The 16787-nt window shown below is 41.0% G+C and carries 15 protein-coding genes; 7 read left to right on the plus strand and 8 right to left on the minus strand.

Going from position 1 to position 16787, the window contains the following annotated elements; translation table 11 throughout:
• Positions 1-165 precede the first annotated feature (165 nt).
• The 4 genes from JFU56_RS13255 to JFU56_RS13270 all read left to right on the plus strand — a co-directional run bounded on the left by JFU56_RS13255 (position 166) and on the right by JFU56_RS13270 (position 4855).
• Positions 166-1191 (plus strand): M14 family zinc carboxypeptidase, encoded by a 1026-nt coding sequence (locus JFU56_RS13255; protein WP_198437776.1) that lies wholly within the window; start codon positions 166-168, stop codon positions 1189-1191.
• Positions 1157-2008 carry an alpha/beta fold hydrolase gene (locus tag JFU56_RS13260; RefSeq protein ID WP_198437777.1) on the plus strand — a complete coding sequence of 284 codons (852 nt, stop codon included), beginning with the start codon at positions 1157-1159 and terminating at the stop codon, positions 2006-2008. Before JFU56_RS13255 ends, JFU56_RS13260 begins: the two co-directional genes overlap by 35 nt.
• A gap of 96 nt (positions 2009-2104) precedes the next feature.
• The gene (locus tag JFU56_RS13265) at positions 2105-3844 is read left to right on the plus strand and encodes a GNAT family N-acyltransferase (protein ID WP_198437778.1); all 1740 of its coding nucleotides are present in this window, start codon (positions 2105-2107) and stop codon (positions 3842-3844) included.
• A 159-nt stretch (positions 3845-4003) separates the two neighbouring features.
• Positions 4004-4855 carry a thymidylate synthase gene (locus JFU56_RS13270; protein WP_198437779.1) on the plus strand — a complete coding sequence of 284 codons (852 nt, stop codon included), beginning with the start codon at positions 4004-4006 and terminating at the stop codon, positions 4853-4855.
• A gap of 115 nt (positions 4856-4970) precedes the next feature.
• Here JFU56_RS13270 and JFU56_RS13275 read toward each other — a convergent pair whose 3' ends face one another.
• From JFU56_RS13275 to rppH, 3 genes are all read right to left on the minus strand, one after another.
• Complete coding sequence (locus JFU56_RS13275) at positions 4971-6563, minus strand: bifunctional diguanylate cyclase/phosphodiesterase (protein ID WP_198437780.1); 1593 nt, start codon at positions 6561-6563, stop codon at positions 4971-4973.
• Positions 6564-6818: 255 nt separating this feature from the next.
• Positions 6819-7637 carry a prolipoprotein diacylglyceryl transferase gene (gene lgt / locus JFU56_RS13280; protein WP_198437781.1) on the minus strand — a complete coding sequence of 273 codons (819 nt, stop codon included), beginning with the start codon at positions 7635-7637 and terminating at the stop codon, positions 6819-6821.
• A gap of 262 nt (positions 7638-7899) precedes the next feature.
• Positions 7900-8406, minus strand: coding sequence for an RNA pyrophosphohydrolase (gene rppH / locus JFU56_RS13285; RefSeq protein WP_019442324.1), 507 nt, complete (start codon positions 8404-8406; stop codon positions 7900-7902).
• Between the two features lie 383 nt (positions 8407-8789).
• Between rppH and JFU56_RS13290 the strand changes: the two genes are divergently transcribed.
• From JFU56_RS13290 to mutH, 3 genes are all read left to right on the plus strand, one after another.
• On the plus strand, positions 8790-10202 hold the full coding sequence (locus tag JFU56_RS13290; protein WP_198437782.1) for an amidohydrolase: 1413 nt from the start codon (positions 8790-8792) through the stop codon (positions 10200-10202).
• A gap of 321 nt (positions 10203-10523) precedes the next feature.
• Entirely contained in the window at positions 10524-11585 is a 1062-nt protein-coding gene (locus tag JFU56_RS13295; RefSeq protein ID WP_198437783.1) for a hypothetical protein, read from the plus strand.
• Positions 11586-12124: 539 nt separating this feature from the next.
• On the plus strand, positions 12125-12802 hold the full coding sequence (mutH, locus tag JFU56_RS13300; protein ID WP_198437784.1) for a DNA mismatch repair endonuclease MutH: 678 nt from the start codon (positions 12125-12127) through the stop codon (positions 12800-12802).
• Between the two features lie 124 nt (positions 12803-12926).
• Here the strand turns inward: mutH and rplS are convergent, their stop codons facing one another.
• From rplS to ffh, 5 genes are all read right to left on the minus strand, one after another.
• On the minus strand, positions 12927-13292 hold the full coding sequence (rplS, locus tag JFU56_RS13305) for a 50S ribosomal protein L19 (protein ID WP_198437785.1): 366 nt from the start codon (positions 13290-13292) through the stop codon (positions 12927-12929).
• A gap of 30 nt (positions 13293-13322) precedes the next feature.
• The gene (gene trmD, locus JFU56_RS13310; RefSeq protein WP_019628943.1) at positions 13323-14069 is read right to left on the minus strand and encodes a tRNA (guanosine(37)-N1)-methyltransferase TrmD; all 747 of its coding nucleotides are present in this window, start codon (positions 14067-14069) and stop codon (positions 13323-13325) included.
• Between the two features lie 24 nt (positions 14070-14093).
• On the minus strand, positions 14094-14621 hold the full coding sequence (gene rimM, locus JFU56_RS13315; protein ID WP_019442329.1) for a ribosome maturation factor RimM: 528 nt from the start codon (positions 14619-14621) through the stop codon (positions 14094-14096).
• A gap of 23 nt (positions 14622-14644) precedes the next feature.
• Positions 14645-14893, minus strand: a complete 249-nt coding sequence (gene rpsP / locus JFU56_RS13320) for a 30S ribosomal protein S16 (RefSeq protein ID WP_006033748.1) — start codon at positions 14891-14893, stop codon at positions 14645-14647.
• A 321-nt stretch (positions 14894-15214) separates the two neighbouring features.
• The gene (gene ffh, locus JFU56_RS13325) at positions 15215-16615 is read right to left on the minus strand and encodes a signal recognition particle protein (protein WP_198437786.1); all 1401 of its coding nucleotides are present in this window, start codon (positions 16613-16615) and stop codon (positions 15215-15217) included.
• Between the last annotated feature and the right edge of the window lie 172 nt (positions 16616-16787).

Raw genomic sequence — 16787 nt, forward strand, 5'->3', positions numbered from 1 at the left:
GCCTCCTTGCTTGCTATTAGGTATTCGTATTTTGATAAATAATCAAAAACATCAACCACATAAATTTAGTATAGAAAATTCACAAAGATTTAACCTTAAAATTTGTCAATTTCGTTATATTGGTATGTATTAATTATTTTAACCATACTATTTAGGTAATTATTAATGCCATTACGCACCCAGCAACAGCCATCTTTACCCGAACTCGTGCAGTTAGAAAAATTGATAGCACTCGGTGGTACACACTTGCGCCACCAAGTATTAGCGCGCGTACCTTACAAAAAATTCAGTTACCCTTTGTACTCGATCAGTATGGGGTCACAATCCCGAAATGCCCCTGTCATCGCCTTTATCGGAGGCATTCATGGTGTTGAACGCATCGGCACCCAAGTTATCCTCGCCTTGTTTGAAAGCCTCATTCGTCGACTAAAATGGGACCAATCGCTACATCAGGAATTAAGCCAAGTAAAACTACTCTTTCTGCCATTAATGAATCCAGTCGGTATGCTCAACAATAGCCGGGCCAATGGTAATGGTGTTGATTTAATGCGTAATGCGCCTGTAGATGCTGCTGGCACCGTGCCTTGGCTGGTTGGCGGCCAGCGGATCAGTAATATATTACCCTGGTATCGCGGCAGAAAAGGCAAAGCAATGCAAGAGGAGTCCCGTGTACTCGTTGAACATATTAACCAAGAATTATTGGCGGCACCGTTCAGCATCGCATTGGATTGCCACTCTGGATTCGGCTTCAACAATCAAATTTGGTTTCCATACGCAAAATCAAAACAGCCAATTCCTCACTTAGCTGAAATATTTAAACTGCGAAAAATGCTCACAGAAACCTACCCACACCAAGATTATGTATTTGAACCGCAAGCACGTAATTACATGACCCATGGAGATTTGTGGGATCATTTATATGACCAATCGCTCAATCTTGATACCACCTTTTTACCACTGACATTAGAAATGGGCTCATGGACCTGGATCAAAAAAAATCCCCTGCAAGTATTTAAATCCAGTGGCATTTTTCATCCTATTCAGCCCCACCGAGTTAAGCGTGTTCTGCGCCAACACCACGTACTCATGGAGTTTTTAATTAAGGTAACGGGTTCTTACGCACACTGGCTACCACAACTAAATAAGGAACGTCATCATGCCGATGCAACTTCGCTCTGGTATAACGAATAGTCTATTACCCTTACCGATTGAGAAGGAAAACCCCACACCAATATGGCTATTAATCCGTGGGCTGTGCCGCCAAAAATTGCACTGGGAAGACTTTCCAACCAAGCTGTCCCAACAACTTAATGGTCAAGTTATATGTTGTGATATTGCTGGTACAGGTAGTCAATGGCAAGTCACAACACCAAGATCGATCACAGCTATTATGCGGCAACTGCGTCATACATTTAGACAGCAGCACCAGCATGTGAGTTATCCGATCCGATTACTGGGGATTTCGATGGGCGGCATGATCGCAACGGAATGGGCAAAACATTTTCCTAATGAGGTCGAGCGCATGGTGTTTATTAATACCAGCTTCAAAGAATTCAGTCCTCTTCACCAACGTCTTAAATTACACAATGTCCCCACGCTACTGAAAATATTAACCAGTCCACCTTTGCAGCAAGAACAGCTCATTTTAAAGATGACTAGCCATACAGCCCCACATACGCATAACCAACAAAGTCACACTCAAATTAATAACCATCAAGCATTAGCACAGCGCTGGGCTGATTATGCAGTGCAGCAGCCTGTAAGCCGTCAAAATGCACTGCGACAACTGGTTGCAGCTAGTCGTTTTAGTCCGCCAACGCAGGCACCCATTAAACATATTTTGTTACTCGCAAGCTCACACGACCGACTCGTTGATGTTAGCTGCAGTACTGTAATTGCAAAAAAATGGTTGTGTCCAATTCATTATCACCCCACAGCTGGTCACGATTTACCGCTTGATGACAGCAGTTGGGTCTGTCATCAGATTGCAGAGTGGCTCACAGAATAGGATGTTAACTCGTCATTCAATTGCCATAAAAAATCACTAAAAATGTCATCTTCTACTTCTATGATAAAGCCATCAATAATCTAAAGGATGAAGATTATGCTCAACGTAGAAGCCGAAATAAACCAACGTTACCCCGACTTTTTTCAAAAGAAAAGCACCCGTCTTATCGCCAAACCTATGTTGGCGACACTCAGATTACTGTTCCACGAACGTGAATTACGTCAGTTTGGCGAAACCTATGCCCACCTCACTGGTATCGAGTTTATTGAACAAGTATTCGAGCACTTTAGTTTTAGCTATTCCGTGCGCCCCAATGAAATAGAACGCATTCCTGCAACTGGTAAAGCCGTGATCATCGCCAATCACCCGATTGGTACACTCGATGGGATGGCACTACTGAAAATGGTCAGCAAAGTGCGTCCAGACGTGAAAGTCGTCGCCAATGATATGCTGATGATCATCAAGCCAGTGCACGATTATTTACTACCAGTAGATAACATGAATGGCGGTACGGCAGGCGAGCGTTTACAGGCAATAAAAACACATCTCAAGGATGAAGGTGTGATCATTATATTCCCCGCGGGCGAAGTTTCACGTATTAGCCCACAGGGCGTCAAAGACGGTAAGTGGCGCAATGGTTTCTTACGCATAGCCAGCAGCGTGCAAGCCCCTATCATCCCTATTTACATCAATGCTAAAAACTCACTATTTTTCTATAGCTTATCCATGCTATCAAAACCAATATCAACCCTGTGGTTAATTCGAGAAATGTTTAAACATGCGCATAACTCGGTATCGATTCGTATTGGTGAGCAAATAAATTATGATACTTATCAAGCCCTCGATTTACCGATGAATACCAAAACAGCACTATTTCGTAAGCACCTATATCGCTTAACCAAAGATAAACCGTCTATTTTCAATACCCAGTCAGCCATTGCGCATCCTGAAAACAAAGCTCTATTGCGCAGTGAGATACACGCTTGCAAAAAGCTCAGTGATAGCCGTGATGGTAAACAGATTTATTGCTATCGCCATCAAGCTAACTCAACCATTATGCGTGAAATAGGTCGCTTGCGAGAAGAGTCATTCCGCTTAGTCGGTGAAGGCACTGGAGAACGCCGTGATGTCGATATCTATGATAACTCGTATGTCCATATTCTACTGTGGGATGATGAAGCACTGGAATTGATCGGCGCTTATCGGTTATTAGAAACCAATAAAGTCGATTTAGCCAAGGTACAACAGCAACTTTACAGTGCCACCTTGTTCGACTATCAACCAGCGATGAACCCTTATCTGACATCAGGCATAGAACTTGGTCGTAGCTTTATTCAGCCTAAGTACTGGGGAACTCGTTGCCTAGAGTATCTATGGCAAGGGATCATGGAATACATTATTCAGCACAGCGGTAGTCGCTATCTGTTTGGTACGGTGAGTATCAGTAACAGCTATTCGCAACCCGCTAAAGAGCTACTGGTGTATTATTATCAGCACTTCTACGGCAATCCAAACAGTGTGGCGACGGCTAGCATGCCATTTCGTTTGTCAGAGCAAGCTAATCGACGTTTAACCGACTTATTCGCAGGTTCCGACGCGGAGTCAGGGATGGTAATTTTAAAAGCCCAGCTTAATCATATGGGCTTTAGTGTGCCGACCTTGTTTAAGCAATACACTAAATTGTGTAAACCCGGTGGTGTACAGATTTTTGACTTCAATATCGATCCCAATTTCAACCATTGCATCGATGGTCTGATCGTATTAGACCTCACGCAATTCACCGATAAGAATAAAAAGCGTTTTAACGCCCAAGCGCTGCAACTCGAACAGGTTTAATGACCAAAGCCTATAATCTAATTATCGCTGATATCTTATCAGCGATAATTAGACCTCTTTGATAAATGCTATTTGTAACCCCTCCGAATCTATGTAAGGATCCCGCTCACGCAAATTAATGCACAATAATTAATGCATAACAATAAAAGTGAGTAATCGATGAAGCTGTATCTTGATTTATGTACACGAATAGTGGAAGAAGGTGTTTGGGTAGAGAATGAACGTACCGGAAAACGCTGTTTAACCGTAATCAATGCTGATCTCACTTATGACGTAGCAAACAATGAGTTTCCATTAGTCACAACCCGTAAAAGCTTTTGGAAATCAGCCATTGCCGAGATCATTGGTTACATCCGTGGTTATGACAACGCAGCAGACTTTCGCGCATTAGGCACCAAAACCTGGGATGCTAATGCTAATGAAAATCCAGTTTGGTTAGCAAGTCCACACCGTAAAGGTGAAGATGACATGGGTTATGTCTATGGCGCCTGCGCACGTAACTGGGTAAAACCACAAGGCGGCACAGTCGATCTATTACGCCAAATCATTGATGACTTAACGAACGGTATTGATAACCGCGGCGAAATCTTAACTTTCTTCAATCCAGGTGCATTCGAACTGGGTTGTTTACGCCCGTGCATGTACAGCCATCACTTTTCACTACTTGGTGATACGCTATACCTAAACAGCACACAGCGTTCATGTGACGTGCCATTAGGCTTAAACTTCAATATGGTTCAAGTACACGTATTGTTAGCGCTAGTAGCCCAAATCACAGGCCACAAAGCCGGTCAGGCATACCATAAGATTGTGAATGCGCACATTTACGAAGATCAGCTAGAATTGATGCGTGACGTGCAATTAAAACGTGAACCATTACCACTGCCGAAACTTCACATCAATCCGAAAATTAAGACATTGGAAGATTTAGAAACCTGGGTAACCATGGCTGATTTTGAAGTAACAGATTACCAACACCATGACGCGATTAAATATCCATTTTCGGTATAACATCGACCATGAGTAAGCCTTAGCTGTCGATAGTTGAGACTACAAAAACCACATAGCAAAAGGGCGTTAACTTTATTGGTTAACGCCCTTTTGCATTTTGACTGGATGATGATTGTTACTGTAATGCGACTTTCCAACCTTGTTGCTCACAATAGGGAAACACAGCAGCGAAGGGTAACGGTTTGCAATAATAATAACCTTGCAAATAATCACACCGCAATTGGATCAGTTCCTCAGCAATCGCTTTATTCTCTACGCCTTCAGCCACCACGCTGCAACCCAAATTTTGAGCCAGAAATATAATTGAACGGACAATCGCATTATTGGTATTACCGTTATGCATCGCCATCACAAAAGAACGATCGATCTTAATTTGATTAATCGGTAGCTCTCTTAAAATAGACAGTGATGAAAAGCCAGTACCAAAATCATCAAGACTAATACGAAAACCTTGACGAGATAATTTTGAAAGAATCTCGCGGGTTTTAGCAACATCCGCCATGATTGCCGTTTCAGTCACTTCCAATACCAGTTGTGTTGGAGATAACCGTCCCTCACATACCAAGTCAGCAAGGTGCGTAGCAAAGCGATCATCTTGTAAATCTAAAGCGGATAAGTTGATGTGAATACAGGCATCTATATCCTTTCTGGCAAAATAAGCTAGATGTATGCAAATACGATCAAGCACCCACAATGTCACCTGACGAATAGAACCATTCTGCTCTGCCAGCGGGATAAACTGATCGGGTGGAATAAAGCTACCATCCGCCTGTGGCCAACGTAACAAGGCTTCGAAATGATGGTTTTTGGTTGCTTTTAGTTTCAGCACGGGCTGATAATATATTTCAAATTGACTCTCAGCTAACGCCAACTGCAACTTACTCGATATCGCCAACCGGGTTTTCGCATCGTTGTCTAATGCATCGTTATATAATCGATAAGACACTCGTTGCTTTTTAGCCTCGTACATCGCGGTGTCTGCTTTGCGCAACAACGGTGCAATCTCACCGCTATCATGAGGGAATAAGCTGACACCAGTACTAAGGCGCACATTAAAGTTATAACTATCAAGGTTAAATGGCTCAAGCAGCGCATTATCTACGGTTCCCATTAACTTAATGATCTCAGCATCCTCGACCGAATCAAACAACAGCACAAACTCATCACCGCCAACCCGTGAAAAAAAACAATCTTTAGGTAATGCTTGTGCCAGCCTTTTCGAAAGCTGGATCAGAAGTTGATCACCATAATAATGCCCGACAGCATCGTTAATTTGCTTAAAGTCATTTAAATCTAATACAAAAACAGAGAAAGGCGCAGCTGCAGTTACTTTCGCTGTTACAGACTGCATAAAGTGCTGTCTATTGGGTAAACCAGTTAATGAGTCATGTAATGCATTGTGGCGCTCTTGTTGTGCAACAAGATGAAGGGCCTCAATACTGCTAAGGCTAAAGTTAATGACCATAAACACAAAAACACTACCGCCAAATAGGATGGTCGATAGACATATTTCGACAATAGAAACAGTGGTGATATTAGCCAGATAATACAGAAATGAGCAGTAGCCAATAAAGAAAAAAACAATCAATAGCAGTAATAACTGCCAACCCAAGCTACGCACTTTTTTACAGATTTTAATTGCTGGCCTTAGGCTTTGAGATAAAAAAATCAATCCCAACGCAACTAAACAAATAGATAAAATATTCATACTGCAGTGTTACTCATTACAGGCTAGCAGCATGCTCTTTTTATCAAGCTGCTCGTTATTAATACCGTATAATTAGATAGGCAAGTCATCGTGTCAACATAAAGTCAGTGATTATAAACAAGGCGGACAAAACCAACTGATTTGATAAAATAATTAATTTTAATAGCGGAAAACATAAAAATGGCAAGTGATGAACCTGCAGGTCCCCTATCAACTAAATATAGTATATAGGATCTCTGCAGGGGGAATTATCTGTTATTTTTGGCTCGCTTTACCGGTAAATAAAGTCGGTTTTTTATAAGCAATAAACATAATCAACGCACCAAGGAAGATCATTGGTGTTGATAAGATTTGTCCCATACTGATCAGATCAAAATACAGACCAAGCTGTGAATCTGGTTGGCGGAAGTATTCAGCTATAAAGCGGAAAATACCATAACCGAATAAGAACAGACCCGAGATAGCACCAACAGGACGTGGTTTACGCGCAAATACTTGCAAGATGAGCAGCAGTAATACGCCTTCCATTGCAAACTGATACAACTGACTTGGATGACGAGGTAAGTCTCCACCCGTTGGGAAAATCATCGCCCAAGGCACATCTGTTACGCGTCCCCACAGCTCGCCATTGATAAAGTTACCAATACGACCAGCGGCTAAGCCAAACGGCACCATAGGCGCAATAAAGTCAGCAATAACAAAGAATGAACGCTGGGTTTTACGACCAAAATACACAAATGCCAACAATACACCAATTAGACCACCGTGAAATGACATGCCGCCGTCGGTGATACGGAATAGATACATTGGGTCATCAAGGAATAAGCCAAAGTTATAAAACAGCACATAACCAATGCGCCCCCCCAAGATCACACCAAGGAAGCCATAGAACAATAGATCCCCGACTTCGTCTTTATTCCAGTTACTACCTGGTTTAGCTGCTTGACGATTACCCATCCAGTTAGCAAATAAAAAACCAAGTAAATACATCAATCCATACCAGTAAACATTGATAGGACCAAGACTGATCGCAATAGGATCAATTTCTGGATATTGTAGATATGTCTGCGACATTATTGAGTTCCTGAATAAGAGAAAATGCTTACCGATGCTAAGGCAATAAATTACGTTATAGAAAGACACCTTACACCAAATGCTAGCCACAACAAAGAAACAGCCGCAACAGAATCTGTAAATCAAGGTAAATAAAACAAAAGTATTAGAGAGTTATAGCTAAAGGAGGGAATTTATAAAATATAGAAAGTAGAAAAGTAAATAAGTAATGCCTTGCCTTGAAAGCCACCGTGGCAATTCAAGGCATAGGCACTAATTAATATTAACGCCGTTTACGTTTAATCTCTTTGCGTACAAAGGGTAATGCTACGGGAGCAAACTCTTTCATTACACGACGATAAACGTCTTTTTTAAACGATACGACCTGACGTACTGGATACCAATAACTGACCCAACGCCAATCATCAAACTCAGGATGCCCAGTGCGTTTAAAGTCGATCTTACTGTCATCCGCTTCCAGACACAGTAAAAACCATTTTTGCTTTTGCCCTATGCAGACTGGTTTACTATCCCATCTGACTAATCGCTTTGGTAATTTATACTTCAACCATGTTTTTGAAGTTGCCAAAATCGAAACATGTTTCGCTTTTAGCCCAACTTCTTCATATAGTTCTCGATACATTGCTTGCTCTGCAGACTCTCCATTATCTACACCACCTTGCGGAAATTGCCAAGAATGTTGCCCACAACGTTTAGCCCATAAAACTTGACCTTCACGATTACAAATTAGGATGCCTACATTCAGACGATAGCCATCGCTATCAATCACATTAGCACCTTAAGGGTAGAATTTTAGTTAACTTGATTGTTTCATATAAATCAATGGGCAGCAAATTTACACTCGTAATTTTGCGAAAGATCCATTTACAAAAGTAAAATACCCATCATTTATAGCAAACTAATCGCTTAATACCGCTAAAACACCGTTATTTATCAAAATTGAATCATGCTAAAAAATAACCAAGGTTATAAAGTATCATTCAATAATATATGCTCATAACAAATATGACCAAATCAACTACTACTAATGGGGGCATTTAAAGATATTTGATTGCTATGAAAGGTTAATCCGTTTATAAAGCTCTGGAAAATCGTCTAACTCGACTTTCCAGAGTGTTTTCTGTCCTATTCATATAAAATTGAGATTTAAACATGTTTGCTAGTAACAATATTTTAAACAAAACATTGCTTGCCGCTTCAATCATTTTCGCTACATCTTTGCACGCAGCAGAAAAAGTGGATCTGATGATCACCGATGCAACTGTATTAACAATGAACAGTGATAAAACCATTTATGAAAATGGTACTGTGGTTATTAAAGGCAACAAAATCATTGCCGTTGGTGATGCTAAACTTGCACAGCAATACCAAGCAAATACCGTAATGGATGTTGATGGCGACATCGTTATGCCAGGTTTAATCAATACCCATACTCACGCATCAATGACCGTATTTCGTTCATTAGCAGATGATGTTCCAGGACGTTTACACCGCTATATCTTCCCACTAGAGAAAAAACTCGTCAGCCGTGACATGGTTCGTATTGGCGCCAACCTCGGTAACCTCGAAATGGTTAAAGGTGGCGTAACTATGTATAGCGACATGTATTACTTTGAAGACGAAGTAGCAAAAACCGTTGATAAAATAGGTATGCGCGCAATTTTAGGTGAAACAGTAATTAAATTCCCTGTTGCCGATGCACAAAATGCCCAAGAAGGTATTCAATACGCATTAAACTTTATCGAAGAATATAAAGACCATCCGCGTATTACACCAGCATTCGCCCCACATGCACCGTATACCAATACCACTGAAGTACTGCAACAAATCACCAAATTAGCGAAAGAGCATAACGTACCGGTATTAATTCATTTGGCTGAATCAGATCGCGAAAATGAAAAAATCGCAGCACGTTCAGACGGTAAGTCACCTGTTGAATATATGGATAGCATTGGTTCACTGGACGAGCGTTTAGTTGCCGCACACATGATCAATGTGAGCGATTCAGACATCGAGTTAGTGAAAAAAGCCGGTACCGGTGTTGCACATAACATGAGTGCAAACATCAAATCAGCAAAAGGCGTATCACCAGCGCTTAAGATGTATGACGAAGACGTGCGAATTGGTTTAGGTACTGATGGTCCAATGTCGGGTAATACACTAAGTACAATCGATGAGTTTAACCAAGTGGCTAAAGTGCACAAACTCGTTAATCACGATCGCGGGGCAATGCCACCCGTTAAAGTCATCGACATGGCAACCATGGGTGCTGCAAGAGCATTACACATGGAAGACAAAATTGGTTCTTTAGAAGTTGGGAAATTGGCTGATGTTATCGTTATTGATACCAAAGCGCCAAACATGGTGCCGATGTACAACCCATACTCAGCACTTGTGTACTCAGCTAACTCAGCTAATGTTCGCCACTCTATCGTTGCAGGTAAAGTGATCATGCAAGATCGAAATATGCTAACGGTTAACGAAAAAGAGATTATTAACGAAGCAATCGAGTTCACTAAAAAAGTACGTCAAACAGTAATAGAAAACGGTGAAAAGGTTATATAAACACATTCTTTTAACCTAAAAGAGATAGTTTCAATATCAAGACAATAAAAGCCAAGATAATACATCTTGGCTTTCTTTATTGGTTATTAAAATCAACACCTTAGTTGTATCACTTCATATTATAAACATCAATCTTGCTTACTAAGCAACCAGTCGTTTAATTTCGCTTAAATAAGCCTAGCCATCCATCACTGTTGGCGGGTATTATGGCGCCGATTTCAGGACGAATATCTAATTACCTACAGATGGCATTGTATTTATACTCAAAAATTACTACTAAGCACATAAAATAATGTGCATGTATATCAACGGAGTCATATAGTGAAAAAGCAACTTTTAGCGACAGCAGTAACATCAGCACTTGCAATAACAAGCACAATGAATAGTGCAAATGCAGGCAATGTTACCGATAAAGTAAGCCTAGGTGCATTTATGGAAGTTGGCGGTTATATTGGCGGCAATACACGTCAATCAATCGATGCTTACCACTTCAATGAAGAATCTCCAGATGCGACATATCATAGTGACACAGCTGGCTCAATTCGCGTGAAATACAAAGATGGTCAAGTATTCGGTGGTATCGAGATTGATGCTTACATGGATAAAGACGCTAAATTAGATAAATCTTACATTGGTTATAATTTTGATAACGGTGTAACTGTTAAAGGTGGTTTAATCGACTCTGTATTCGATGCACGCTCAAGCTATGGTGATCTTGCTGTTGAGTTTGGTAAAGGCGCTGTAGAAACTGGTGCGGGCGGCGATGTTAACGGTGCCACTATTGAGTATGGGAATGCTCGATATTACGCTGGTATTACCGTAATACAAGATGATGATAAGCAAACCGGTTCTTTCAATGGTGCTGTTGACTTCAAGCCTATGGAAGGCCTATTAATCGGCGCTGGTTTCTTACGTACTGATGGTATTTTCTGGGGTGCTGTTAACGACTCTTACTCTTGGAACGTAGGTACTGAATACCAGGCGACTGAAAAACTAAAAATCGGTGCTTTATATAATCAATACCGTGTTAATGACAAAGATGAATCTGTTGATTTAAACGCATCGTCTGCATCATTTGACCGTAACTCTGTAGACATGGACCAATGGGAAATTTCAGCGCAATATAAGTTAGTTGAAAAATTAACGCTTGCAGCACAAGTCTCATCTCGTGATTACAACTATGAAAATTCTGATTATACGGTAACGAAAGATGGTAAAGATACCATTCAGAACGATACTGACACATTATCTGACTCAGGCATGTTCTACGGTTTCGGTGCTTTCTACGATTACTCTAAAAACACACGCTTTTCTGCTGACTACCAATACGGTGCAGCACTAAAAGAAAGCATGGGTTACATCAAAGCAGCATTCTATTTTTAATTAACCCTCACGTTAGTTAAAACACTAAACAATAAGATACCGAGTCACTGTACTCGGTATTTTTATATCCATACAGTCCGCTTTAAGCATACTTCCACTATAAGTAAGTGCGCAATAAAACAGCTATATACGAATAATAGTCGAGTCCATCCACAATAAAGTAAGTTATACACACAATACATGTGGAAAAGTAATGAAAACTGAACTAAATAGTAGGTTCAATCGCTATAATCGATATTTATTAACAAAATACAGCCTTGAAATAGGAAGTTATCCACCATTTCTGTGGATAACCTTGTGAAGAGTTTTAATTATTGTCATTTAACATAATAAAACACCCATTAAATTATCCACAACCTTGCCAGCAATATAATAAGTTACTTTAAAACAACAACTTAAAATCAAAACTTCAGATGAAACATCTAAGCAACATGAAAACGAGAGCAAAGTCACATTTAGTATGAAAAACGACCGTTAACAGCTAGATTTAAAAGTGTTATTCTGCTAAGCAAAACCTTGAGATATAAGAGTTATTTGTCATGCAACCAATTATAAATCCCCCCAAAGATATTAACGAGCTAATGACTCGTGCCCAGGACATTGCCGGATTTAACCTGCAGCAGATAGCCGCGCTACATCACCTCAGCGTGCCAAATGATCTGCGCAAGCAAAAAGGCTGGATTGGTCAACTGCTCGAGCTACACCTTGGTGCGACAGCTGGCAGTAAACCCATTCAAGATTTTCCAGAGCTTGGGGTTGAATTAAAAACCATCCCTATTAACGCGCAAGGTAAACCACTAGAAACCACGTTTGTGTGTGTCGCGCCATTGACCGGTAATCACGGTATCACTTGGCAGACTTGCAGCGTGGCAAATAAATTAAAGCAGGTGTTATGGATACCAGTGCTCGGTGAGCGTGATATTCCGATAGCAGAACGCATTGTTGGTTCACCACTACTCTGGCAACCCGATACGCTTGAAAACGCACAGTTACAAGAAGACTGGGAAGAGTTAATGGACATGATAGCACTTGGACAGGTAGAGCAGATCACTGCGCGTCATGGTAAGTACTTGCAGCTTCGCCCTAAGGCAGCAAACAATAAAGTCCGAACCAAAGCGTATGGTAGCGAGGGGGAGATCATTCAAGTGCGACCACGGGGCTTTTATTTAAAAAAAGCATTTACCCATCAGCTACTCAAAAAACATTTTAATATCTAATTTATTGAAGACATAGCCGTTAACGACTTTTCATTCAGAATGTATTAATGCAGGAATTAATTATAAATCGCAGGCAAAAAAAAGGCCCGTCAGAAGACGGACCTTAAACTGCATGAAAAAAGGACTATTTGCTTTTACGCTTGCCCAATTTTTCTTTAATACGTGCAGCTTTACCAGTAAGACCACGTAGGTAGTATAGCTTAGCTTGACGAACATCGCCGTGACGCTTAACAGTGATGCTTGCTACCACTGGAGAATGTGTTTGGAATACACGTTCCACACCTTCACCGTTTGAAGTGATTTTACGAACTGTGAATGCAGAGTGCAGACCACGGTTACGTTTAGCGATAACTACGCCTTCAAAAGCCTGTAGACGTGATTTATCACCTTCAACAACTTTTACTTGAACTACAACTGTAGCACCAGGTGCAAAAGTTGGTAGATCTGTTTTCATTTGTTCTTGTTCGATCTGTGCAATTATGTTGCTCATTTTCTATACCCTAGAATAAACTGAAAAACTCTACTTTAACTCGCGACTTTCGCGAACGATCTCAACAAGAAGTTTCTCTTGCAGATCAGTCAGAGCTAGGTTACTTAATAAATCAGGTCGTCGTTCTAACGTTCGAGCTAAAGACTGTTTCTGTCTATATTGGCTAATTTTACTATGATTGCCACTAAGGAGAACCTTAGGGACCGCCATGCCATCTAACACTTCCGGACGCGTATAATGCGGGCAGTCTAAAAGACCATCTGCAAACGAATCTTGCTCTGCGGATGCCTGAGTGCCTAAAACACCAGGAATCATGCGAGAGACCGCATCAATCATCGTCATTGCGGCAAGTTCACCACCGGTTAACACGAAGTCACCGATAGACCACTCTTCATCAACTTCCGATTGGATGATACGCTCATCAATACCTTCATAACGACCACAAATAAAAATCATCTTTTCATTTGTTGCCAAGTCCAGTACGCCAGCTTGATCCAATTTACGTCCTTGCGGTGAAAGATAAATAACTTTCGCCTCACCACCTGCTGCCTGTTTTGCTGCATGGATAGCATCTCGTAATGGTTGAACCATCATCAACATGCCAGGGCCACCACCATAAGGGCGATCATCGACCGTCTTATGTTTATCGTGGGCAAAATCCCTAGGGTTCCAAGTTTGGAACTTAAGCAGATCGCGTTTTATTGCTCGACCGATGACTCCTTGCTCAGTGATGGCATCAAACATCTCTGGAAAAAGGCTTATAACCCCTAACCACATACTAGCCTCCGCTGATCATGAGTCTTAAAAACTCGGATCCCAATTAACAATAATTTTTTGAGCTGTAATATCAACACTGATAATTACTTGCCCATCAAGATACGGGATTAACCGTTCTTTTTTTCCGAAGGCATCTGTTGCATTCGCTTTAATTACTAATACGTCGTTAGAACCGGTTTCCATCATATCAGTGACTTTACCTAACGTATAACCTTTGTCTGTCTCAACAGAGCAGCCAATGATATCGCGCCAGTAATACTCATCTTCTAATTCAGGAAGTTGATCTGCGTTAATAGCAATTTCAGCACCCGTTAGGGCCTGCGCTTCTTCACGTACATCAATACCAACTAACTTAGCAACTAAACCTTTGCCATGGCGTTTGCAATCTTCAATCGCCACTTCAACCCATTCGCCCTTTTGCTCGATGAGCCAAGGTGAATAGTCAAAGATTCCTTCAGGAATATCGGTAAAGGAGTTGATTTTTATCCAGCCCTTAATGCCGTAAACAGCACCAAGACGGCCAACTACCATCGGTTTGTCAGTTGAACTCACAAGATCTCCTTACCTTAAGATAATTAAGCAGCTTTAGCAGCGTCTTTGATTAACTTAGCAACTGTGTTTGAAACTGTAGCGCCTTTAGCAACCCAAGCTTCAATTTTCACGTTGTCAAGACGAACACGTTCTTCTTGACCAGCAGCCATTGGGTTAAAGAAACCTAGCTTCTCGATGAATTTACCATCACGAGCGTTACGGCTGTCTGTAACAACAACTGTATAGAAAGGTGATTTCTTAGAACCACCACGAGATAAACGAATAGTTACCATATCGTCCTCTTTATAAATTAAGTGTGTATTCCGACCTTGCACTGACAAGGTCCCATTTAGTTCAAATAGTACTCACGTATGAGACGATTCGAAGTCGCGCAATTTTACTCTAATTTTAATTAAAAGCAACCTTATTGTGTGCTAGAGGCACTTTAGTTAGCGCTATTTATACTATAAACAATCATTATTCTGTAATTACGTCGTTCAAATACAAATTAGCGAGAATAAGCTGAAATAAAAAAGCCCCGCTACTATTAAGATAAATAGTAGCGGGGCTGAAGGTCAAAATGACTATATAAAGAAGGAATTTAAAACGGAGGGTTAACCAAACGGTCCTTTACCACCACCCATTCCACCCATACCGCCGCCCATTCCTGGTGGCATCATGCCTTTCATTTTACCCATCATTTTTTTCATGCCGCCTTTACCCGACATTTTTTTCATCATTTTTTGCATTTGCGTAAACTGTTTCAGTAGTTTATTCACATCTTGGATCTGCGAACCAGAACCCATAGCAATACGGCGTTTACGTGAGCCTTTGATGATTTCTGGACGTTGACGTTCCGCTGGCGTCATCGAATTAATAATCGCTTCCATACGGCTCGTTAATTTATCATCCATTTGGTCTTTAACAGCATCAGGTACCTGGTTCATGCCCGGTAACTTATCCATCATACCCATCATGCCACCCATGCTTTTCATTTGCACAAGTTGGTCACGGAAATCTTCTAGATCAAAGCCTTTACCTTTCTGAACTTTTTTGGCCAGTTTTTCAGCTTTATCTTTATCAACGTTACGTTCTACTTCTTCGATAAGTGATAGCACATCACCCATACCTAAAATACGTGACGCAATACGCTCTGGATGGAAAGGTTCAAGCGCATCAATCTTTTCGCCCATACCGATAAACTTAATTGGTTTACCTGTAATGTGACGTATAGACAGTGCAGCACCGCCACGCGCATCACCATCGGCTTTCGTTAAGATAATACCTGTTAATGGTAGGCTCTCATTGAATGCAGCAGCAGTATTTGCAGCATCTTGACCAGTCATTGCATCAACAACAAACAATGTTTCAATCGGGTTGATCGCGGCGTGTAGATCCTGAATCTCTTGCATCATGTCAGTATCGACATGTAAACGACCCGCCGTATCGACAATCACAACATCAATAAATGATTTACGTGCGTGTTCAATTGCTGCGTTAGCAATATCAACCGGGTTTTGCTCGATATTACTTGGGAAGAATTCAACATCAACTTCGCCAGCTAATGTTTCTAGCTGTTTGATTGCCGCTGGACGGTAAACGTCGGCACTTACAACCAATACAGATTTCTTTTCACGTTGTTTTAAAAACAGCGCTAACTTGGCCACAGAGGTCGTTTTACCCGCACCTTGTAAACCAGCCATCATTAATACAGCAGGCGGTTGCGCTGCAAGATTCAATGTTTCGTTGGCTTCACCCATTGCCGACTCAAGTTCAGTTTGCACGATCTTGATGAAGGCTTGACCTGGATTAAGACTCTTAGATACGTCTTGGCCTAGGGCTTTTTCTTTTACGTTTTTAATAAATTCGCGTACGACTGGTAAAGCAACATCCGCTTCGAGTAACGCCATGCGCACTTCACGTAGTGTCTCTTTGACATTATCTTCAGTCAAACGACCACGGCCGCTGACGTTTTTCAGCGTTGCCGATAAGCGATCGGTTAAATTCTCAAACATGACGTTATCCGTTATAAATTAGATTAAATGCAATAATTACTGATGATTATAACCTTATTTGAGGGCAAAAATCACACTCTCAAGGTGTTGCTAGGTATTGTTTTATAAAAAAATAATATTTTCCTTTCCAAATAATGCATTTGAATATGGCTCTATAGATACAGCAAGCGTA

This window comes from Moritella sp. F3 (assembly GCF_015082335.1).
Lineage (GTDB): Bacteria > Pseudomonadota > Gammaproteobacteria > Enterobacterales > Moritellaceae > Moritella.